At 62.6% G+C, this 20,457-nt stretch carries 18 protein-coding genes and 2 tRNA genes; 2 read left to right on the forward strand and 18 right to left on the reverse strand.

Annotated elements, in window-relative coordinates; all coding sequences use genetic code 11:
- The 11 genes from ACUXVH_RS31160 to truA all read right to left on the reverse strand — a co-directional run bounded on the left by ACUXVH_RS31160 (position 1) and on the right by truA (position 9,226).
- Positions 1-73 (reverse strand) — tRNA-Asp (locus ACUXVH_RS31160).
- Between the two features lie 59 nt (positions 74-132).
- Positions 133-208 (reverse strand) — tRNA-Val (locus tag ACUXVH_RS31165).
- Positions 209-365: 157 nt separating this feature from the next.
- Positions 366-1,139, reverse strand: a complete 774-nt coding sequence (locus ACUXVH_RS31170) for an SDR family oxidoreductase (RefSeq protein WP_065363486.1) — start codon at positions 1,137-1,139, stop codon at positions 366-368.
- Positions 1,136-2,347: an O-succinylhomoserine sulfhydrylase gene (locus ACUXVH_RS31175; RefSeq protein ID WP_065363485.1), complete on the reverse strand. Its 1,212-nt coding sequence runs from the start codon at positions 2,345-2,347 to the stop codon at positions 1,136-1,138. Before ACUXVH_RS31175 ends, ACUXVH_RS31170 begins: the two co-directional genes overlap by 4 nt.
- A gap of 36 nt (positions 2,348-2,383) precedes the next feature.
- Positions 2,384-3,889, reverse strand: a complete 1,506-nt coding sequence (gene purF, locus ACUXVH_RS31180; protein ID WP_011060388.1) for an amidophosphoribosyltransferase — start codon at positions 3,887-3,889, stop codon at positions 2,384-2,386.
- 41 nt (positions 3,890-3,930) lie between these two features.
- Positions 3,931-4,488: a CvpA family protein gene (locus tag ACUXVH_RS31185; RefSeq protein ID WP_019094938.1), complete on the reverse strand. Its 558-nt coding sequence runs from the start codon at positions 4,486-4,488 to the stop codon at positions 3,931-3,933.
- A gap of 98 nt (positions 4,489-4,586) precedes the next feature.
- Positions 4,587-5,240, reverse strand: a complete 654-nt coding sequence (locus ACUXVH_RS31190) for an SPOR domain-containing protein (RefSeq protein WP_011060386.1) — start codon at positions 5,238-5,240, stop codon at positions 4,587-4,589.
- Positions 5,224-6,531 carry a bifunctional tetrahydrofolate synthase/dihydrofolate synthase gene (folC, locus tag ACUXVH_RS31195; protein WP_053150239.1) on the reverse strand — a complete coding sequence of 436 codons (1,308 nt, stop codon included), beginning with the start codon at positions 6,529-6,531 and terminating at the stop codon, positions 5,224-5,226. Before folC ends, ACUXVH_RS31190 begins: the two co-directional genes overlap by 17 nt.
- A complete protein-coding gene (gene accD / locus ACUXVH_RS31200; protein WP_065363484.1) occupies positions 6,528-7,448 on the reverse strand; it encodes an acetyl-CoA carboxylase, carboxyltransferase subunit beta in 921 nt (306 codons plus the stop codon). Before accD ends, folC begins: the two co-directional genes overlap by 4 nt.
- 259 nt (positions 7,449-7,707) lie before the next feature.
- Positions 7,708-8,340 (reverse strand): phosphoribosylanthranilate isomerase, encoded by a 633-nt coding sequence (locus tag ACUXVH_RS31205; RefSeq protein WP_011060383.1) that lies wholly within the window; start codon positions 8,338-8,340, stop codon positions 7,708-7,710.
- Between the two features lie 61 nt (positions 8,341-8,401).
- A complete protein-coding gene (truA, locus tag ACUXVH_RS31210) occupies positions 8,402-9,226 on the reverse strand; it encodes a tRNA pseudouridine(38-40) synthase TruA (RefSeq protein ID WP_011060382.1) in 825 nt (274 codons plus the stop codon).
- Between the two features lie 234 nt (positions 9,227-9,460).
- Between truA and ACUXVH_RS31215 the strand changes: the two genes are divergently transcribed.
- Positions 9,461-10,120, forward strand: coding sequence for a M24 family metallopeptidase (locus ACUXVH_RS31215; RefSeq protein ID WP_019094940.1), 660 nt, complete (start codon positions 9,461-9,463; stop codon positions 10,118-10,120).
- 77 nt (positions 10,121-10,197) lie between these two features.
- On the opposite strand, the gene ACUXVH_RS31220 is transcribed toward ACUXVH_RS31215, so the two are convergent.
- The 7 genes from ACUXVH_RS31220 to leuC form a co-directional block, all read right to left on the reverse strand.
- Complete coding sequence (locus tag ACUXVH_RS31220) at positions 10,198-12,786, reverse strand: FimV/HubP family polar landmark protein (RefSeq protein ID WP_123397599.1); 2,589 nt, start codon at positions 12,784-12,786, stop codon at positions 10,198-10,200.
- 205 nt (positions 12,787-12,991) lie between these two features.
- The gene (locus ACUXVH_RS31225) at positions 12,992-14,002 is read right to left on the reverse strand and encodes an aspartate-semialdehyde dehydrogenase (RefSeq protein ID WP_065363482.1); all 1,011 of its coding nucleotides are present in this window, start codon (positions 14,000-14,002) and stop codon (positions 12,992-12,994) included.
- A gap of 145 nt (positions 14,003-14,147) precedes the next feature.
- Positions 14,148-15,260, reverse strand: coding sequence for an aspartate-semialdehyde dehydrogenase (gene asd / locus ACUXVH_RS31230; protein WP_015634899.1), 1,113 nt, complete (start codon positions 15,258-15,260; stop codon positions 14,148-14,150).
- Positions 15,261-15,314: 54 nt separating this feature from the next.
- Positions 15,315-16,397 (reverse strand): 3-isopropylmalate dehydrogenase, encoded by a 1,083-nt coding sequence (gene leuB / locus ACUXVH_RS31235; protein ID WP_065363481.1) that lies wholly within the window; start codon positions 16,395-16,397, stop codon positions 15,315-15,317.
- A 51-nt stretch (positions 16,398-16,448) separates the two neighbouring features.
- Entirely contained in the window at positions 16,449-17,213 is a 765-nt protein-coding gene (locus ACUXVH_RS31240; RefSeq protein ID WP_019094942.1) for a class I SAM-dependent methyltransferase, read from the reverse strand.
- 94 nt (positions 17,214-17,307) lie between these two features.
- Positions 17,308-17,952 (reverse strand): 3-isopropylmalate dehydratase small subunit, encoded by a 645-nt coding sequence (leuD, locus tag ACUXVH_RS31245; protein WP_011060376.1) that lies wholly within the window; start codon positions 17,950-17,952, stop codon positions 17,308-17,310.
- 10 nt (positions 17,953-17,962) lie between these two features.
- Positions 17,963-19,381, reverse strand: a complete 1,419-nt coding sequence (gene leuC, locus ACUXVH_RS31250; RefSeq protein WP_065363480.1) for a 3-isopropylmalate dehydratase large subunit — start codon at positions 19,379-19,381, stop codon at positions 17,963-17,965.
- A gap of 153 nt (positions 19,382-19,534) precedes the next feature.
- Here leuC and ACUXVH_RS31255 point away from each other — a divergent pair, with 153 nt between their 5' ends.
- Positions 19,535-20,425 (forward strand): LysR family transcriptional regulator, encoded by an 891-nt coding sequence (locus ACUXVH_RS31255; protein WP_011060374.1) that lies wholly within the window; start codon positions 19,535-19,537, stop codon positions 20,423-20,425.
- Positions 20,426-20,457 lie beyond the last annotated feature (32 nt).

Below are 20,457 nucleotides of genomic sequence, written 5' to 3' on the forward strand. Positions count from 1 at the left end.
GCAGCGGACGGGACTCGAACCCGCGACCCCCGGCGTGACAGGCCGGTATTCTAACCGACTGAACTACCGCTGCGCGTCGGTTGGAGGCTTCCTTGGAAGCTTCCCTCTTTCTTGCGAAAGAGACTCAGGGAATGGTGGGTGATGACGGGATCGAACCGCCGACATTCTGCTTGTAAGGCAGACGCTCTCCCGGCTGAGCTAATCACCCTTTGCTTCGCTGAGGCCGCGAAATTTACGCAGGTAACGAAGCTAAGTCAATAGCAGGCTTGAAGTTTTTTTCAAAAACAGCAGCAAGCAGAAACTTCGCACCAAGAGCCAGAGGCGCTCCTCTTGGGCTTGCGGCCACAAACTCGCTACCACCCTTATTACTGATAAATCATTTTCTTGGTCATGCCACCGTCCACCACGAATTCCTGGCCGGTGACAAAGCCCGAATTGCGGGACAGCAGCCAGGCCACCATGGAGGCCACATCTTCCACCGTCCCTACCCTGCCTGCCGGATGCTGGGCATGATCGGCATCGGATAATGGCTCTGCGCGACGCGCCGCAGGATCCCGGGCATCGATCCAGCCGGGGCTTACCGCATTGACCCGAATCTCCGGCCCCAGGCTGATCGCCAGGGCATGAGTCAAGGCCAGCAGCCCCCCCTTGCTCGCCGCGTAGGCTTCGCTGTCAGGCTCCGATTGCCTGGCGCGGGTAGACGCCAGATTGACGATGGCGCCGCCATGGGCGCGCAAATACGGCGCACAGTGCTTGGCCAGCAGCATCGGCCCGCCCAGGTTCACCGCCATGACCCGATTCCAGTAGGCCAGATCCAGGCTTTCCAGGGTGATGTTGTGCGGGTCAGCCACAGCAGCATTGCAGACCAGGGCGTCGAGGCGCCCGAACTGCCCCAGCACCTCAGCCACCCCCTGGGCCACTTGCACTTCATCGGCCACGTCCATGGTGATGAACCAGGCACTTTCACCCAGCACCTTGGCCACCTTGGAGCCACGCTCACGATCGAGGTCGGTCAACACCACCTGCCAGCCTTCGCTGATCAGCCAGGCAGCAATACCCAGGCCGATACCCCGGGCCGCGCCGGTCACCAGCGCGACACGCCCGTTGCCGCCGCCCTGGGGCGTGGACAACTCGATCACAAGGCTGCCAGGCCGCGAGCCAGGTCGGCTTGCAGGTCGACCACGTCCTCCAGCCCCACCGCAATGCGGATCAGGCTGTCGCGAATGCCCGCCGCTTCACGCTCCTGAGGCGCCAGGCGCCCGTGGGACGTGGTGCTCGGATGGGTGATGGTGGTTTTGCTGTCGCCGAGGTTGGCGGTAATGGAGATCAGTCGCGTGGCATCGATAAAGCGCCAGGCGCCCTCTTTGCCGCCCTTGACCTCAAAACTCACCACCGCGCCAAAACCACGCTGCTGACGCTTGGCCAGTTCGTGCTGCGGATGGCTGGCAAGGCCTGCGTAGTGCACCTTCTCGACGCCATCCTGCTGCTCCAGCCACTCAGCCAGGGCCAGGGCATTGGCACAATGAGCACGCATCCGCAGGTTGAGGGTTTCCAGGCCCTTGAGGAAGATCCAGGCATTGAACGGGCTCAGGGTCGGCCCCGCGGTACGCAGGAAACCCACCACTTCTTTCATCTGCTCGCTGCGCCCGGCCACCACGCCGCCCATGCAACGACCCTGGCCGTCGATGAACTTGGTCGCCGAATGCACCACCACGTCCGCTCCCAGCTTCAACGGCTGCTGCAACGCCGGAGTGCAGAAACAGTTATCCACCACCAGCATTGCGCCCTTGGCATGGGCCACCTCCGCCAACGCGGCGATATCCACCAGCTCGGCCAGCGGATTGGAGGGCGACTCGACGAACAGCAGCCTGGTATTGCTCTTGATCGCCGCATCCCAGCCGGACAGGTCCGCCAGGGGCACGTAATCGACTTCAATACCAAAGCGCTTGAAGTACTTCTCGAACAGGCTGATGGTGGAGCCGAACACGCTGCGCGACACCAGCACATGATCGCCGGCGCTGCACAGGCTCATGACCACCGAGAGAATGGCCGCCATGCCAGTGGCGGTCGCCACAGCCTGCTCAGCCCCTTCCAGCGCCGCGATGCGCTCTTCGAAGGAACGCACCGTGGGGTTGGTGTAACGCGAATAGACGTTGCCCGGCACTTCGCCAGCAAACCGCGCCGCCGCATCGGCGGCCGTGCGAAACACATAGCTGGAGGTGAAGAACATCGGGTCACCGTGCTCGCCTTCCGGCGAGCGGTGTTGGCCGGCGCGCACCGCCAGGGTATCGAACGCTACGCCTTCAAGGTCGCTGTCCAGCCGACCGGCATCCCAATCCTGACTCATGCCGCCTACTCCTAATGTCTTCTTAAAATGCTCGGATCAGTTGTTGTACAGATCGATGATGGCGCTGACCGCCTGGGTCTTGGCCTTGGACGCATCGTTACGAGCGTTCTCGATCTTGTTCAGGTAGGCCTCGTCGACGTCGCCGGTAACGTACTTGCCGTCGAACACCGCGCAGTCGAAGTTCTCGATCTTGATCTTGCCACCACCGACCGCCTCGATCAGGTCCGGCAAGTCCTGGTAGATCAGCCAGTCGGCGCCGATCAGGTCTGCCACGTCCTGGGTCGAACGATTGTGGGCGATCAACTCGTGGGCGCTCGGCATGTCGATGCCATACACGTTCGGGTAACGCACGGCAGGTGCAGCCGAGCAGAAGTAGACGTTCTTCGCGCCCGCTTCACGGGCCATCTGGATAATCTGCTTGCAGGTGGTGCCACGGACGATGGAGTCGTCCACCAGCATCACGTTCTTGCCGCGAAATTCCAGTTCGATCGCATTGAGCTTCTGGCGTACGGATTTCTTCCGCGCCGCCTGGCCCGGCATGATGAAGGTACGGCCGATGTAGCGGTTCTTGACGAAACCTTCGCGGAACTTGACCCCCAGATGGTTCGCCAGCTCCAGCGCCGCAGTGCGGCTGGTATCCGGGATCGGGATCACCACGTCGATATCGTGCTCAGGGCGCTCGCGCAGGATCTTCTCTGCCAGCTTCTCACCCATGCGCAGGCGCGCCTTGTACACCGAGACGCCATCAATGATCGAATCCGGGCGGGCCAGATATACGTGTTCGAAGATGCACGGCGTGAGTTGCGGGTTGGTGGCGCACTGGCGGGTGTAAAGCTTGCCCTCTTCAGTGATGTAGACCGCTTCGCCCGGAGCCAGGTCGCGAATCAGGGTGAAACCCAGCACATCCAGGGAAACGCTTTCCGAGGCGATCATGTATTCCACGCCTTCGTCGGTATGACGCTGGCCGAAGACGATCGGACGGATACCGTGGGGATCACGGAAACCGACAATGCCGTAGCCGGTGATCATGGCCACCACCGCGTAGCCACCCACGCAACGGTTGTGCACGTCGGTGACGGCGGCAAACACGTCTTCCTCGGTAGGCTGCAACTTGCCGCGCTGGGCCAGCTCGTGGGCGAACACGTTGAGCAGCACTTCAGAGTCGGAGTTGGTGTTGACGTGGCGCAGGTCGGACTCGTAGATCTCCTTGGCCAACTGCTCCACATTGGTCAGGTTGCCGTTGTGCGCCAGGGTGATGCCGTAAGGCGAGTTGACGTAGAACGGCTGAGCCTCGGCCGAGGTCGAGCTGCCCGCGGTTGGATAGCGGACATGGCCGATGCCCATGTGACCTACCAGGCGCTGCATGTGCCGCTGCTGGAACACATCACGCACCAGGCCGTTGTCCTTGCGCAGGAATAACCGGCCATCATGGCTGGTCACGATACCGGCAGCGTCCTGGCCGCGGTGCTGGAGGACGGTTAGCGCGTCATACAGCGCCTGATTGACGTTCGACTTACCGACGATACCGACGATGCCACACATGCGACGCAACCCCTACTTAATGAAACTGAACTGAACCCATCTTACTGAGGCGTTTTGGCCGGTAAGAGGTGCTCCTTGAACGGTATTTCAGCGGGTACGCTGATACCGCTGGCCAGCCACTGACTGCTCCACCCCAATATGAGGTTCTTGGACCAGTCTGCAACCAATAGAAATTGTGGCACCAGTCGCGACTGTTGCCACCAGGAATCCTGCTGTACCGGCCCCAGGCTCAGGAGCCCGATCGCCACGACCACCAGCAGCGCGCCACGCGCAGCGCCGAAGGCCATGCCGAGGAATCGATCGGTCCCGGAGAGGCCGGTGACGCGAATCAACTCGCCGATGAGATAGTTGACCATTGCCCCCACCAGCAAGGTGGCGACAAACATGATTGCGCAGCCCGCGATCACGCGAGCCGAGGGAGTTTCGATATAACCGCCGAGGTACTCGGACAGTGAGCCACCAAACATCCAGGCAACGACTCCTGCGATGATCCAGGTAAGCAACGACAAGGCTTCTTTGACGAAACCGCGGCTCAAGCTGATCAAAGCGGAGATGGCGATTATTGCAACGATCGCCCAGTCAACCCAGGTAAATGGCACAGTGCAGCCTACAGACGGATAAGGCGGCGCATTTTAACAGAGCGCTTGGCTGTCGGTAAGCTGCGATTCACTGTGCTTTTAAAATCAAGCGGATAGCCTTAGCCACGCTCTGGCTGGAAGCGCACCACGAAACCCTTGAGATTATGCTGACGCCCCAGCAGGTCACGCAGGCGATCAGCTTCGGCGCGCTCGATCAGCGGCCCGACAAATACCCGGTTCTTGCCTTCGGCGGAACGGATATAGGCGTTATAACCCTGGCTACGCAGGGTTTTCTGCAGGTTTTCCGCGCTTTCACGGCTCGACAGACTGGCCAGTTGCACCGACCAACTGACGGACAAGCCATTGGCATCGACCCGGCTCTGGCTGGTATCGGGCTTGGCACTGGCCACGGGCTGCGGCGGAACCGGTGTTGGCGCAGGCTTGGCCACAGGCGCAGGCTTGCTGGCCACGGTCGGAGCAGGAGCCACCACCGGGGCCGGTGCGATCGGGGTCGATGGCGCTTGCTGCACCACAGGCTCGTGCTCGTCGGCTGGCACAGAGCCCTCGGGCAGTACCTGAGGCTCTGGCACAACTACCGGCTCGACCTGGACCTGCGGCATGGCCGCGGCTTGCGGCGCCGACGGCACATCCACCGTCACATGACGCTGCTCATCCTCGCGCGAGAACAGCATTGGCAGAAAGATCACCGCCAAGGCCACCAACACCAGTGCTCCGACCATTCGCTGCTTGTAGACGTTATCCAGCATTGCCATGTGCAGCTTCCTCCGTGGAGCGCCGGGCGAGCCACTCAAGCGCCTCGGCAACACAATAAAAAGAACCGAACAGCAGAATTTCGTCATCTGCAGTGGCTTGCGCGCATTGCGCTTCCAGCGCGGCAGCCACACTGGAATAGGACGCTACCGGAGCACCAAGGTTCTCCAGAGCCTGCTGCAAATCCTCCACCGGGCGCGCCCGCGGCGTATCCAGAGGCGCTACCGCCCAGTGCCGGACCGCCCCTTTCAGGCAGCCAATCACGCCCTCCAGATCCTTGTCCGCCAGCAGCCCGAACACCGCCAGACGCTTGCCCGGCACAGGCCGGCGCGCCAGGCGCTCAGCCAGGTACTGGGCGGCATGGGGGTTGTGACCGACGTCCAGCAGCAGGTTCAGGCGCTTGCCCTGCCAGTCGACCTGCCGGCGATCCAGACGCCCGGTAACCCGGGTCTGGCGCAAGGCTGCGCTGATCCGCTCCGGCTGCCATGGCAAACCGGTGAGCAGATAGGCCTGCAACGCCAGAGCGGCATTTTCCATAGGCAGATCCAGCAATGGCAGGTCTTGCAGCTCGACCGGCTTGCCCTGGGCATCCAGGCCACGCCACTGCCAATGCTGGTCAGTGACCCCAAGATCAAAGTCCCGCCCCCGCAGGAAAAACGGACAGCCCAGCTCCCGCGCCTTGTCCAGCAAGGGTTGCGGCGGATCCAGGTCGCCACATAGCGCCGGAGCGCCAGGACGAAAGATCCCGGCCTTCTCGAAGGCCACGGATTCGCGGGAATCGCCCAGGTATTCGATGTGATCGACACCAATACTGGTCACCAACGCCAGGTCGGCATCCACCAGATTGACCGTATCCAGGCGGCCACCCAACCCCACCTCCAGGACCACGGCATCCAGCGCCGCCTGCTGAAACAGCCAGAACGCTGCCAGAGTGCCCATCTCGAAGTAAGTCAGGGTGACTTCGCCGCGCCCCGCCTCTACCGCAGCAAAGGCTTCGCACAACTGCTCGTCAGTGGCCTCGACGCCATTGATCTGCACCCGCTCGTTATAGCGCAGCAGGTGCGGAGAACTGTAGACCCCCACCTGCAGGCCCTGGGCCCGCAGCAGGGAAGCGACAAAAGCGCAGGTAGAGCCCTTGCCATTGGTACCGGTGACCGTGACCACCCGGGGCGCCGGCTTGCCCAGCCCCATCTGGGACGCTACCTGCTGCGAGCGCGCCAGCCCCATGTCGATGGCCGAGGGGTGCAACTGCTCGAGGTAGGCGAGCCATTCGCCCAGGGTACGTTGGGTCATAGGTTTGCTGGAGCCGGCGGCACCACGATCGGCTCGACCGGCGCCGCGACGAATTCCGGCGTCGGCAGGCCCATCATCTGGGCCAGCAGGTTGCCCAGGCGCGGACGCAGTTCCTGACGGGAGATGATCATGTCGATCGCACCATGCTCCAGCAGGAACTCACTGCGCTGGAAACCTTCAGGCAGTTTTTCCCGCACGGTCTGCTCGATCACTCGAGGACCGGCGAAGCCCACCAGGGCTTTTGGCTCGGCGACAATCACGTCGCCCAGCATCGCCAGGCTGGCGGAAACGCCGCCGTAGACCGGGTCGGTCAACACGGAGATGAACGGGATGCCTTCTTCACGCAAGCGCGCCAGCACCGCGGAGGTCTTGGCCATCTGCATCAGAGAGATCAGGGCTTCCTGCATCCGCGCACCACCGGAGGCGGAGAAGCAGATCATCGGGCAGCGGTTTTCCAGGGCGTAGTTGGCGGCGCGCACGAAACGCTCGCCGACGATGGCGCCCATGGAGCCCCCCATGAAGGAAAATTCGAAAGCCGAGACCACCACCGGCATGCCCAGCAGGGTGCCACTCATGGAGATCAGCGCATCTTTCTCGCCGGTCTGCTTCTGCGCAGCGGTCAGGCGGTCCTTGTACTTCTTGCCGTCGCGGAACTTCAGACGGTCCACTGGCTCCAGGTCAGCGCCCAGTTCGGCACGGCCTTCGGCGTCGAGGAAGATATCGATACGGGCACGCGCACCAATGCGCATGTGGTGGTTGCACTTGGGGCAAACATCCAGGGTCTTTTCCAGCTCCGGACGATAGAGCACCGCCTCGCAGGATGGGCACTTGTGCCAAAGACCTTCAGGCACCGAGCTTTTCTTCACCTCGGAACGCATGATCGAAGGGATCAGTTTGTCTACTAACCAGTTGCTCATGCTTTCTTTCTCCAGTACCGGCGGCCCGAACGCTCTGGTTCGCAGCCCCGCGTATGCCCTTGAGCTAAATTCATGTGTGCGGCGATGATCAGTTCGCTGCCGCGGTCAGCACCGGGCTCGACCTGCCTGCAACGAACCTTTCCTCAGCCATCCCGACAACCCGCTCCAGAGCGGTTGCCACTCGATTCCGACCCCGCCTGAAGGCGACGCCTGCCTGTTTTGTACAGTGGTGTTATGGACGGCGGCAGACTGCCAGCCGTCACATCGACTCGTTGCTGCGACGCACTGCCTGCATAAATGCCTGAATCTTTGCCGGGTCCTTGATGCCCTTGCCCTGCTCCACCCCGCCGCTGACATCCACCGCATACGGGCGCACCCGGGCGATGGCTGCCGCCACGTTATCTGGCGTGAGGCCACCGGCAAGAATGATCGGCTTGCTCAGCCCCTGAGGAACCAGGGACCAGTCGAACGCCTCGCCGGTTCCACCCGGCACGCCTTCGACATAGGTATCCAGCAGAATCCCGCTGGCCCGCGGATAGGCCAGGCAGGCCGCCGCGATGTCATCCCCGGCCTTGACCCGCAACGCCTTGATATAGGGCCGGTGATAGCCCTCGCAATCAGCCGCCGACTCATCGCCATGAAACTGCAGCAAGTCCAGCGGTACGGCGTCGAGGATCTCCCCCAGCTCGCAACGACTGGCATTGACGAAGAGGCCGACGCTGGTCACGAACGGCGGCAAGGCGGCGATGATTGCACGCGCCTGCTGCACATTCACCGCCCGCGGGCTCTTGGCATAGAACACCAGGCCGATGGCATCGGCCCCCGCCGCCACTGCTGCCAGCGCATCTTCTATGCGGGTAATCCCGCAGATCTTGCTGCGAACAGCTGGCATGTCATGAACCTCGGGGGCAAATCCGGAAAGTCCCGGATGGTAGCAAATGCTTTTCCGGGCGTCAGCCGTCAAGTTCCGAGAATCCGCTGAGGAAATGTGGCCCGATGTATCGCTCGGGCAACTGGAACTCGTCCTTGTATTCGACCTGCACCAGGTACAGGCCAAAAGGATGGGCGGTGACGCCGCCGGTACGCCGGATCCGGCTTTCCAGCACTTCTCGCGCCCACTCCACCGGCCGCTCGCCGGCACCGATGGTCATCAGCACCCCGGCGATGTTGCGCACCATGTGATGCAGGAAGGCGCTGGCACGAATATCCAGGACGATCATCTTGCCGTGCCGGGTGACCCGAAGGTGATGGATCTCCTTGATCGGCGACTTGGCCTGGCACTGCCCGGCCCGGAACGCGCTGAAATCATGGGTGCCCACCAGGAACGCGGCAGCCTGGGCCATGCGCTCGATATCCAGCGGCCGGTGGTTCCAGGTGATTTCTTCGTTGAGATGGGCTGGACGGATCTGATCGTTGTAGATCACATAACGGTAACGCCGGGCGATCGCCTTGAACCGTGCGTGAAAATGCGCGGGCATCTCCTTGGCCCAACTGACGCTGATGTCGTGGGGCAAATTGATATTGGCCCCCATCACCCAGGCCTTCATCGAACGCACGGCCTGAGTATCGAAATGCACCACCTGCCCGCAGGCATGCACCCCGGCATCGGTGCGTCCGGCACAGGACACCACCACCGGAGAATCCGCGACCCGGGACAGGGCCTTCTCCAGGGTTTCCTGGACACTAGGCACACCGGAGGCCTGACGCTGCCAGCCGCGGTAGCGCGAGCCCTTGTATTCCACACCCAGGGCGATTCGGGAAAAGCCTTCGGCTGCCATTTCGGCGGCCGGGTTATCTATATTTGCCAAGAACTTACAGCCTGCTGATATGCGCAAAGGCGCTCATTATAGGGCCGCAGACAATAGACGCCACGGGCTGTCGGGCTTTGTTTGCAGATTGATCAGCCATACAGCCGCCCACAGGGCGATTGCATCCGCCCCCCGGGCAAACGCTATATAGTTTTTTATATATCGAAAACAACAAAGCCCCCCCCCCTGATCGAGAACCGATGAATGATCGCAACCAGCAAAGAAGCCGTAGGCCTGGCCTACAGCCTGGAGGGCATGCTCCATGCCAAGCGCATGACCTGGGAGGCCATCGGGCAGATCGCCCGGCAGGTCAAGCCAGGCATGCAGGAATCCGCCGCCAGGGAAATGGGCCTGCAAGTCCTGCGGGAGATGGGTATGGAGCGAATCTGGCATCCGCTGCTGATCCGCTTTGGCGCCAATACCCTGAAAACCTTCAAGCAACGCTCCGATGGCGATCCGCTACTCCAGGAAAACGATCTGTTCTTCGTCGACCTGGGCGTGGTCTGGGATCGCCATGAAGGTGATTGCGGGGCGACGTTCGTGGTCGGCGACGACGCTGAAATGCATGCCTGTGCCGCCGCGGCGAAAAGCCTGTTCGACCAGGTCCACGACCACTGGCAGAGCCACCTGGTGGCTGGCCCTGAACTCTATCGCTATGCACAGGAACAGGCCCGAGCCATGGGCTGGGTACTCAATCTGGATATCAAGGGCCATCGGGTCAGCGACTTTCCCCACGCCATCTACCGCGCCGGGGACCTGGGAGATTTCGCCGCCTGCCCGCAAGTGGGTCTGTGGATCCTGGAAATCCAGATCGCCCACCCTACCCGGCCCTTCGGTGCCTTTTACGAAGACCTGCTGGCCTGAGCCTCACCGCCACCGCAGCGCCACCAACAAAAACGGCAGCCTCATCGGCTGCCGTTCTGTTCAAGCATCAGGTCGCCTCAGGCCAGTCGCCCCAACATCTCCTGGGCTTCGCTCTTCTGCCCTTCGTTACCTTCGCTCAGCACCTCACCGAGGATGTCCCGCGCACCGTCGTTATCCCCCATATCGATATAGGCCTGGGCCAGATCGAGCTTGGTGGCCACCTCGTCGCTGCCGGAGAGGAAGTCGAAGTCCGCCTCATCAGGCGCTGCAGCGGCATCCTCGGCAGTGAAGCTGGGGATCGCCGGCTCCGGCTGATCAAGGCTCTGGCTCAGACGATCCAGTTCAGCGTTGACATCATCCAGCTCGGAAGTGAAGGCGTCCTTGGAGTCCGCGCCAGCATCCAGCTCATCGGCCAGGGACAGATCGAAGTCCGCCGACAGGTCCAGGTCATCCAGGGCCGGGTCGGTGACGGTAGGCACGTCGCCTGCCGGCAGGTCCTTGAGGTCGTCATCCAGGCTCAGCAGGAAATCTTCATCGCTCGGCTTCGCCGCCGGTAGATCAGCCCCCAGGTCCAGATCGAAATCACCCAGGTCGTCCAGGTTTTCCTCGGGAGCAAGCTGCTGCTCGAGCACCGAGCCAAAGCTCAGGTCGTCATCCAGCGGGAAGTCTTCCAGCTCGGTTTCAGGTTCAGGGGTGAGCACTGCCGGCGAAGCAGCCTCCAGGTCATCCAGGCTCAGGTCAAAATCCGCATCCAGGCCTTCTACCGGAGCAGCCGGCTCAGGCGCTGGCGGTTCGTCCTGCAGCAGCTCCTTGACGTACTCGGCATCCAGTTCGGCTGCCACGGCCGCAGTGGCCAGGCCAGCTGCCGCCGCTACCGCGACCATTGCCGGGAAGCGACTTTTCAGTTGCTCGACCTGAGCGTGGTTATCGCCATTGGCCACCAACTGCCGTTCCTGGGCGACAAAGGCGCTGCGGTCACCCTGATGCGCGTAGACCTCCATCAGCTTCAGACGCAGATCACTGCGTTGCGGCTCCAACTTGACCGCTTCTTCGAGAATCGCCGCGGCCTGGTTCAGGCGGCCGGCATCGATGTGATTCTGAGCCTGGCCCAGCACATCGGTGGCCCGCTCGACCGGGGCTACCGGAGCGGGCGCCACCACCGGCGCTGGAGCTGGAGCTGGAGCTGGAGCTGGAGCTGGAGCGAGATTAACGCTTGGGGCTGTAACCTCAAGGCCTTCGAAGCTGCTTTCCGGCAGATCCATTTCCTCGGTGAAATCGCTTTCCTCCGACAGTGCCCGCGCCATGCGCAAGTGCTTCTCCGCTTCCTGCTGAGCCTTGCGGCGACGAGCCAGCAACAGCAACAGCAGCAACAAGGCCAATACCGCACCGCCACCCACCAGCCCCAGCAGGATCGGGTTGGACAGCAGATCGGAGTATTTATCCTCGTCGCTCTTGGCGGGAACGGCATCCGCAGCAGGCTTGGCAGCCGGCTCGCTGGCCGGGGCCGCTGGCGCCACCACTGGGGCTGGCGCTTCGGGCTTGGCCACCAACTCAGCTGGCATTGCCGGAGCTGGCTGGGCATTAGGTACCGCAGTACCTGCGCCCTCGGCCTGCATCTTGGCCAACTGGTTGTTCTTCAATTCGATCAGGCGCTGCAGCTTGTCCAGCTGGCTTTGCAGGTCCGCCATGCGCTCCTTGAGCTCGGCGTTGTCACGACGGGTTGCGTCGAGGCTTTCCTGAGTCACCGCCAGCTTGTTGTTCAGCGCCTTGGCATCGCCGGCTGCGCCCTTGCCCCGGGTCTTGCCGTTTTCAGCGGACACCAGGCTCAGGTTGTCCTTGGTGTTGACCTGCTTGGGCGCCTTGTCGGCACCGGCGCGACGAGTCGCGTCCACCTGCTGCTGGCCACGGGCACCGGCGCGGCGGCCCTGGCGCCAGGCAGCATTCTGCGCCGCCACTTCAGCAATTGCCTTGGGCTGCGGCAGCGCGGTGCTCTGCACCACATCGGGCAGGCGCAGCACCTTGCCGGTCTTCAGCCGATTGATGTTGCCATCGATAAAGGCATCCGGGTTCAGCGCCTGGATCGCCAGCATGGTCTGCTGGATAGAGGCACCGTTGCGGTTCTTGGCGGCGATTTCCCACAAGGTGTCACGGGCCGAGGTGGTGTACTGCTCCGGCTTGCCGGACTTGTTGGCGCGGGTGACCGGGGCACTCACCGCCGGGGCGCCTACTGGCGCGCTCTGGGCAGCGGCGGCGGCCTGCGGGGAGAATTTCGATGGGTCCAGCAGCACACTGTAGTCGCGCAGCAGGCGGCCGTTGGGCCACATCACCTGCACCAGGAACTTGACCATCGGCTCCGACAGCGGCTGGCTCGAGGTCACCCGCAGCACGCTCTTGCCGCCGGGATTGAGAATCGGAGTGAAACGCAGGTCATTGAGAAAGGCCTGGCGATCAACGCCGGCCTTGGCGAACTCTTCTGCCGGCGCAAGGCTGGGCACTACCTCGGCGGCAGTGAGGTCCTTGACATCGAGCAATTCGATTTCTGCTACCAGAGGCTGGTTCAGACTCGACTTCAGGGTCAGCTCCCCAAGCCCAAGCGCCTGCGCCATACCGGAGGACAGCGCCGAGGCGGCCGCTATTGCTAACACCAGTTTGCGAACTTGAACCATAGCCTCATCCTTTGTTTGAACATTCCTCGGCCAGCGAGAAGGTTTTGTAGCGGCTGCCAACAGGCATTGCGCGGGACCATCAACGACCACGACGCGCGATTATTTCTTGCATGCCCCGGGAGCACCTGACGGCCACTCACCTCCAGCAACTTGCCAAGCATAGCGCCCGGCTAGATTCATTCTGCAAATTGTTGCCAAGTATCTTTTACAGCAGGTCTTTTATCAACAATTCAGCCAGCTGCACAGCGTTCAAGGCCGCACCTTTGCGTACGTTATCCGAGGTCAGCCACAGATTCAGTTCCGTCGGGTCGTCGACCCCGGAACGAACCCGCCCCACATAGACAACATCCTGGCCCACGGCGTCACCCACGGCAGTCGGATAGTCGCCCGCCTCCACCAGCTCCAGGCCGGGGGCTGCTTCCAGCGCCGCATTGACTGTCGCCAGGTCAACGGCGCTGCCTGACTGCAGAGTCACGCTATAGCTATCGCCAAAAAATACCGGCGCTTGAATGCAAGTGACAGAAATCTTTAATAAAGGCTGCCCCAGCACCTCGCGCAACTCCCGGACCAGACGCTTTTCCAGCAGGGTATGGCCCTGGGTGTCTGGAGTGCCGACCTGGGCCAGCAAGTTAAAGGCCACTTGTCGATCAAAAAAGCGCGGCTCCATGGGGCGCACATTCAACAGTTCGGCCGTCTGCCGGGCCAGCTCGCTGACGGCCTCACGGCCCTGGCTGGAGATCGCCAGGCTGGCGGTCAGGTTGACCCGCTGGATGTCCAGCAAGCCTTGCAACGGCGCCAGCGCCACGGCCAGGGCGGTAGCCGAAGCGCTCGGGCTGCTCAGTTGCAATGGTTTTTTCAAGCCGGCCAGCACCTGGGCATTGGCTTCGGGAACGACATTGGGCGCCTGGGCCGAAGACAAGGCACCGGAAAGATCGATCACCGCGCAGTTGGCCGCCGTGGCACGCGGGGCAAAACTCAGGGTCACCGCCGGGCCGGCCGCGAAGAATGCCAGCTGGACCTTGCTGAAATCGAACTCGTCGACTTCACGCACCCGCACGTTCTTGCCGCGGAACGGCACCGAATGACCGGCCGACTCGCTACTGGCCAGCAGGTGCAGGTTGGCAACGGGGAAGTCACGTTCTTCCAGAATCTGCACCAGGGTTTCGCCGACAGTACCGGTGGCACCGATCACGGCAATATCAAGGGAAGGAGTCATGGTGCTACCTCAGGCGAAACGGGGGGAGCGGCACTTTACCCGGCACGGGGTGGCGAGGCAATTCGCGGGCAAGCCCACTCCTGCGGTGGGCATGAAAAAGCCCGCGCCTTGTGCAAGGGGCGGGCTATTTCAAGCGCTCAGAGAATCAACGCTCCAGCAGGATCCGCAGCATGCGGCGCAGCGGCTCGGCCGCCCCCCACAGCAACTGATCGCCGACAGTGAAGGCGCCCAGGAACTGCGAGCCCATGTTCAGCTTGCGCAGGCGGCCCACCGGAATGTTCAGGGTGCCGGTGACCTTGGTCGGACTCAGCTCCTGCATGCTGATATCACGCTGGTTCGGCACCAGCTTGACCCAAGGGTTGTGCTGGCTGATCAGCCCTTCGATATCGGCGATCGGCACGTCCTTGTTGAGCTTGATGGTCAGCGCCTGGCTGTGGCAGCGCATGGCGCCGATGCGCACGCAGATGCCGTCCACCGGGATCGGGCTCTTGAAGCGACCGAGGATCTTGTTGGTCTCGGCCTGGGCCTTCCACTCTTCACGGCTCTGGCCGTTGGGCAGTTCCTTGTCGATCCATGGAATCAGGCTGCCGGCCAGCGGCACGCCGAAGTTCTCGGTCGGGTAGGCATCGCTGCGCATGGCCTCGGCCACCTTGCGATCGATGTCGAGGATGGCACTGGCCGGGTTGGCCAGTTCATCAGCGACGGCAGCGTGGGTGGCGCCCATCTGCTTGATCAGCTCGCGCATGTTCTGCGCGCCGGCGCCGGAGGCGGCCTGATAGGTCATGGCGCTCATCCACTCCACCAGGCCGGCTTCGAACAGGCCGCCCAGGCCCATCAGCATCAGGCTGACGGTGCAGTTGCCGCCGATGTAGTTCTTGGTCCCGGCATCCAGTTGCTGGTCGATGACCTTGCGGTTCACCGGATCGAGGATGATCACCGCGTCATCTTCCATGCGCAGGCTGGATGCGGCATCGATCCAGTAGCCCTGCCAGCCCGCTTCGCGCAGCTTGGGGAAGACTTCGCTGGTGTAGTCGCCACCCTGGCAGGTCAGAATCACGTCGAGGGTTTTCAACTCTTCAATGCTGTAGGCGTCCTTCAGCGGAGCAATATCCTTGCCCACCGACGGCCCCTGGCCACCGACATTGGAAGTGGTGAAAAACACCGGTTCAATAAGATCGAAGTCCTGCTCTTCCAGCATCCGCTGCATGAGCACGGAACCGACCATACCGCGCCAACCGATCAGACCTACACGTTTCATCGCAACTACACCTATACAAAAGTGGGCCACTGTCTGTGCAGTGGGCCCGAAAGATTACAGATTCCGCAGCGCGGCGACTACTGCATCGCCCATTTCCTGCGTACCGACTTTGGTGCAACCGGCCGACCAGATGTCGCCGGTGCGCAAACCCTGGTCCAGGACCCGGCTCACGGCCTGCTCGATGGCGTCCGCGGCCTCGGACAGGTTGAAGCTGTAGCGCAACATCATCGACACCGAGAGGATGGTCGCCAGCGGGTTGGCAATGCCCTGCCCGGCGATGTCCGGCGCCGAACCGTGGCATGGCTCGTACATGCCCTTGTTGTTGGCATCCAGGGACGCCGACGGCAGCATGCCGATGGAACCGGTAAGCATCGAGGCTTCGTCGGAAAGAATATCGCCGAACATGTTGTCGGTGACGATCACATCGAACTGCTTCGGCGCACGCACCAGTTGCATGGCGGCGTTGTCCACATACATGTGGCTCAACTCGACATCCGGGTAGTCCTTGGCCACTTGCTCGACCACTTCACGCCACAGTTGGCTGGACGCCAGGACGTTGGCCTTGTCCACCGAGCACAGCTTCTTGCCGCGCACGCGGGCCATGTCGAAGCCGACCCGGGCAATACGGCGGATTTCACTCTCGCTGTACGGCAGGGTGTCGTAGGACTGGCGTTCGCCGTTTTCCAGTTCGCGGGTGCCCCGTGGCGCGCCGAAGTAGATGCCGCCGGTCAGCTCGCGAACGATGAGGATGTCCAGGCCGGAGACGATTTCCGGTTTCAGGCTCGAAGCATCGGCCAATTGCGGGTAGAGGATCGCCGGGCGCAGGTTGCCGAACAGGCCCAGTTGCGCACGAATCTTCAGCAGGCCGCGCTCAGGGCGGATGTCACGCTCGATCTTGTCCCACTTCGGGCCGCCCACGGCGCCCAGCAGCACCGCATCGGCGGCCCGGGCACGATCCAGGGTCTCATCGGCCAGGGGCACACCGTGCTTGTCGATGGCCGCACCGCCGATCACGTCGTGGCTCAGCTCGAAGCCCAGGCTGTACTTGTCGTTGGCCAATTCCAGGACCTTGACCGCCTCGGCCATGATTTCCGGGCCAATACCGTCACCGGGGAGAATCAGAATCTGCTTGCTCATGCGTTCCTCGTTTGCTCTGTCGGCACGCCCGCAGGCGTGCCCGGAAAAAGTCTATCGCTCGGCCCACAGCACCAGTACATCTGTACTGAACGAACCGTCGGCCGCAATCTCAAAATATTCACGCACTTCGTTACCCATTGCCTGCTGCAACTGGCGGATCGCCACCCGCAACGGCTCGGGAGTGCGCATGCGCTCGACCCAGGAGCTGTACTCCAGGCGCAGGCGCTGGCGGCTGGTACTGCGGGTGTGCAGGCCGGCCTCGCTGACCTGGCGCAGCCATTCACCCGCCGAATAATCGCGCACATGGCTGGTATCGCGCAGCACTTCGACGCTTTGCAGGTAAGTGTCCAGCAGCGGACTGCCCGGCGACAAGACATCGATGAACGCCGCCAAGCCGCCCGGCTTCAGTACCCGGCGCACTTCCCGCAGGGCCAGGCCCAGGTCGCTCCAATGGTGGGCCGAGTAACGGCTGAAGACGAAGTCGAACTCGCCATCGGCGAACGGCAGGCGCTCGGCGGCGCCCAGTACGGTGCGGATGTTACCCAGCCCGCGCTCCTGCGCCGCCCCTGCCACCACATCCAGCATCTGCTGGGAGAGGTCGTAGGCCACCACTTCCCTGACCTGCGGCGCGACATGAAAACTGACGTGGCCGGCACCGCAGCCCAGGTCCAGGAGCCGGGCTGCGCCCTTGCCTGCCACCTCGGCCTGCAGCAAGGCGAATTCGGCACCCTGAGCGTGCACGGCGCTGCTCAGGTAAGCCGAAGCCTGCTCGCCAAATTGCTTCTGTACTACCTGGCTGTGGGCGTTGCTGGTCATGGGGCGATCCTTTTGGGCAAGGGAAACGGCGTTCGCTGGCAAGCCAGCTCCTACAACGCCATCCGTAGGGGCGGGCTTGCCGTCGATCAGGCAATCAGGCGTCGCGGAACAGCCAGGGCTGGCTGGCGCGATGCTTGGCCTCGAAGGCGGCGATGGCGTCGCCGTCCTGCAGGGTCAGGCCGATGTCGTCCAGACCGTTGAGCAGGCAATGCTTGCGGAAGGCATCGATCTCGAACTTCAGCACCTTGCCGTCGGGGCGGGTCACGGTCTGCGCTTGGAGGTCGATGCGCAACTGGTAGCCAGGAGTAGCCTCGACCTGCTGGAACAGCTCGTCGACTTCAGCGTCGCTCAGGATGATCGGCAACAAGCCGTTCTTGAAGCTGTTGTTGAAGAAGATGTCGGCGTAGCTGGGCGCGATGATGCTGCGAAAACCGTACTCCTCCAGGGCCCACGGCGCGTGCTCGCGGCTGGAGCCGCAACCGAAGTTCTCCCGGGCCAGCAACACGCTGGCACCCTGGTAACGCTCGGCGTTGAGCACGAAATCCTTGTTCAACGGGCGCTTGGAGTTGTCCTGGTAGGGCTGGCCCACGTCCAGGTAGCGCCATTCGTCGAACAGGTTGGGGCCAAAACCGGTGCGCTTGATCGACTTGAGAAACTGCTTGGGAATGATCTGGTCGGTGTCGACGTTGGCACGATCCAGAGGCGCGACCAAACCATTGTGCTGAGTGAAAGCTTTCATGCTGCGCTCCTTAGATCAATTCACGGACGTCGACGAAACGACCGCTGACAGCGGCGGCGGCGGCCATGGCCGGGCTGACCAGGTGGGTACGCCCACCGGCACCCTGGCGCCCTTCGAAGTTGCGGTTCGAGGTCGAGGCGCAATGCTCGCCGGACTCCAGGCGGTCCGGGTTCATCGCCAGGCACATCGAGCAGCCCGGCTCACGCCATTCGAAACCGGCTTCGAGGAAGATCTTGTCCAGGCCTTCCGATTCGGCCTGCGCCTTGACCAGGCCCGAGCCCGGCACCACGATCGCCTGCTTGATGGTGGAAGCCACTTTGCGGCCCTTGGCGATGACCGCGGCGGCGCGCAAGTCTTCGATCCGCGAGTTGGTGCAGGAGCCGATGAAGACGCGGTCCAACTGAATGTCGGTGATCGCCTGGTTGGCGCTCAAGCCCATGTACTTCAAGGCGCGGACGATGGAATCGCGTTTGACCAGATCCATTTCCTTGGCCGGGTCCGGTACGTTCTGATCCACCGCCAGGACCATTTCCGGGGACGTACCCCAGCTGACCTGCGGCTTGATCTGTGTGGCATCGAGCTCGACCACGGTATCGAACTCGGCGTCGGCATCGGACACCAGGTCCTTCCAGGCCTCGACGGCCAAGTCCCATTCGGCGCCCTTGGGGGCGAACGGACGTCCCTTGACGTATGCCACGGTCTTTTCGTCCGCCGCCACCAGGCCGACACGGGCACCGGCTTCGATGGACATGTTGCAGATGGTCATGCGGCCTTCGACGGACAGCTCGCGAATCGCGCTACCGGCGAACTCGATGGCATGGCCGTTACCGCCGGCGGTGCCGATCTTGCCGATCACGGCCAGGACGATGTCCTTGGCGGTCACGCCGAAAGGCAAGGTGCCTTCCACGCGCACCAGCATGTTCTTCATTTTCTTGGCCACCAGGCACTGGGTGGCAAGGACGTGCTCCACCTCGGAGGTGCCGATGCCATGGGCCAGGGCGCCGAAAGCACCGTGGGTCGAGGTGTGGGAGTCACCACAGACCACGGTCATGCCCGGCAAGGTGGCGCCCTGCTCCGGGCCGATCACGTGGACGATGCCCTGGCGCACGTCGTTCATCTTGAATTCGACAATGCCGTATTCATCGCAGTTGTCGTCGAGGGTCTGCACCTGGAGGCGGGAAACCTGGTCGGCGATCGCTTCGATCCCGCCCTTGCGCTCCGGCGTGGTCGGTACGTTGTGGTCCGGGGTGGCGATGTTGGCATCGATGCGCCATGGCTTGCGCCCGGCCAGACGCAGGCCTTCGAAGGCTTGCGGCGAGGTCACTTCGTGGATGATGTGACGATCGATATAGATCAGCGCCGAACCATCGTCGCGCTGCTTGACCAAATGCGAATCCCAGAGCTTGTCGTAGAGCGTCTTGCCGGCCATCGGACCATTCCTCATCAGCTTGTTTCTATGCCCCGGGCTCCGATCGTGCGCCGATCAATAACCCTTTGGCTTGTGAGGCCGATCCTATGGCGTTAGATTAAATAACTCAAATTCATATTTTTCATGCTTTGGATAACCAACTGGAATGCAACCATGGACCTGGCCAACCTCAACGCCTTTATAGCCATCGCCGAGACCGGCAGCTTTTCCGGCGCCGGCGAACGCCTGCACCTGACCCAGCCAGCCATCAGCAAACGCATCGCCGGCCTGGAGCAGCAACTCAACGTGCGGCTGTTCGACCGCCTGGGGCGGGAGATCGGCCTGACCGAGGCCGGGCGTGCCCTGCTACCCCGGGCCTACCAGATCATCAATGTGCTGGATGACACCCGCCGCGCCCTGACCAACCTCACCGGCGAAGTCAGTGGGCGCCTGACCCTGGCCACCAGCCATCACATTGGCCTGCACCGCCTGCCGCCATTGCTGCGGGCCTTCACCCGGCGCTACCCGCAAGTGGCCCTGGACATCCAGTTCCTCGACTCCGAAGTGGCCTACGAGGAAATCCTCCATGGCCGCGCCGAACTGGCAGTGATCACCCTGGCCCCCGAGCCCCACTCCCTGGTCAAGGCCACCGCGGTCTGGGACGACCCGCTGGACTTCGTCGCCGCGCCGGAACACCCGCTGGTCAGCAGCGGCCAGGTGAGCCTGGCGGATATTGCCCTGCATCCCGCGGTTTTCCCCGGCGGCAATACCTTTACCCACCATATTGTCCAACGCCTGTTTGAAGCCCAGGGCCTGACGCCGAACATCGCCATGAGTACTAACTATCTGGAAACTATAAAGATGATGGTGTCCATCGGCCTGGCCTGGAGCGTGCTGCCACGCACCATGCTCGACGACCAGGTGGCGCGCATTCCTTTACCGGGCATACAGCTGCACCGCCAGCTAGGCTATATCCTGCATACCGAACGGACACTTTCGAACGCTGCGCGGGCTTTCATGGCCTTACTGGATGCACAAGTCGATTGGCCAGGGAACCCGGCATAACACTCCGGGTATCGCCCGTGCCACGCCGCAGC

It is taken from the genome of Pseudomonas sp. 8(2025) (assembly GCF_052665325.1).

Bases quoted from the DNA above. Each gene is read 5' to 3' on its own strand.
- ACUXVH_RS31175 (WP_065363485.1), bottom strand. From the start codon at position 2,347: ATGAGTCAGGATTGGGATGCCGGTCGGCTGGACAGCGACCTTGAAGGC.
- purF (WP_011060388.1), bottom strand. From the start codon at position 3,889: ATGTGTGGCATCGTCGGTATCGTCGGTAAGTCGAACGTCAATCAGGCG.
- ACUXVH_RS31190 (WP_011060386.1), bottom strand. From the start codon at position 5,240: ATGGCAATGCTGGATAACGTCTACAAGCAGCGAATGGTCGGAGCACTG.
- folC (WP_053150239.1), bottom strand. From the start codon at position 6,531: ATGACCCAACGTACCCTGGGCGAATGGCTCGCCTACCTCGAGCAGTTG.
- accD (WP_065363484.1), bottom strand. From the start codon at position 7,448: ATGAGCAACTGGTTAGTAGACAAACTGATCCCTTCGATCATGCGTTCC.
- ACUXVH_RS31205 (WP_011060383.1), bottom strand. From the start codon at position 8,340: ATGCCAGCTGTTCGCAGCAAGATCTGCGGGATTACCCGCATAGAAGAT.
- truA (WP_011060382.1), bottom strand. From the start codon at position 9,226: ATGGCAGCCGAAGGCTTTTCCCGAATCGCCCTGGGTGTGGAATACAAG.
- ACUXVH_RS31215 (WP_019094940.1), top strand. From the start codon at position 9,461: ATGATCGCAACCAGCAAAGAAGCCGTAGGCCTGGCCTACAGCCTGGAG.
- ACUXVH_RS31220 (WP_123397599.1), bottom strand. From the start codon at position 12,786: ATGGTTCAAGTTCGCAAACTGGTGTTAGCAATAGCGGCCGCCTCGGCG.
- ACUXVH_RS31225 (WP_065363482.1), bottom strand. From the start codon at position 14,002: ATGACTCCTTCCCTTGATATTGCCGTGATCGGTGCCACCGGTACTGTC.
- asd (WP_015634899.1), bottom strand. From the start codon at position 15,260: ATGAAACGTGTAGGTCTGATCGGTTGGCGCGGTATGGTCGGTTCCGTG.
- leuB (WP_065363481.1), bottom strand. From the start codon at position 16,397: ATGAGCAAGCAGATTCTGATTCTCCCCGGTGACGGTATTGGCCCGGAA.
- ACUXVH_RS31240 (WP_019094942.1), bottom strand. From the start codon at position 17,213: ATGACCAGCAACGCCCACAGCCAGGTAGTACAGAAGCAATTTGGCGAG.
- leuD (WP_011060376.1), bottom strand. From the start codon at position 17,952: ATGAAAGCTTTCACTCAGCACAATGGTTTGGTCGCGCCTCTGGATCGT.
- leuC (WP_065363480.1), bottom strand. From the start codon at position 19,381: ATGGCCGGCAAGACGCTCTACGACAAGCTCTGGGATTCGCATTTGGTC.
- ACUXVH_RS31255 (WP_011060374.1), top strand. From the start codon at position 19,535: ATGGACCTGGCCAACCTCAACGCCTTTATAGCCATCGCCGAGACCGGC.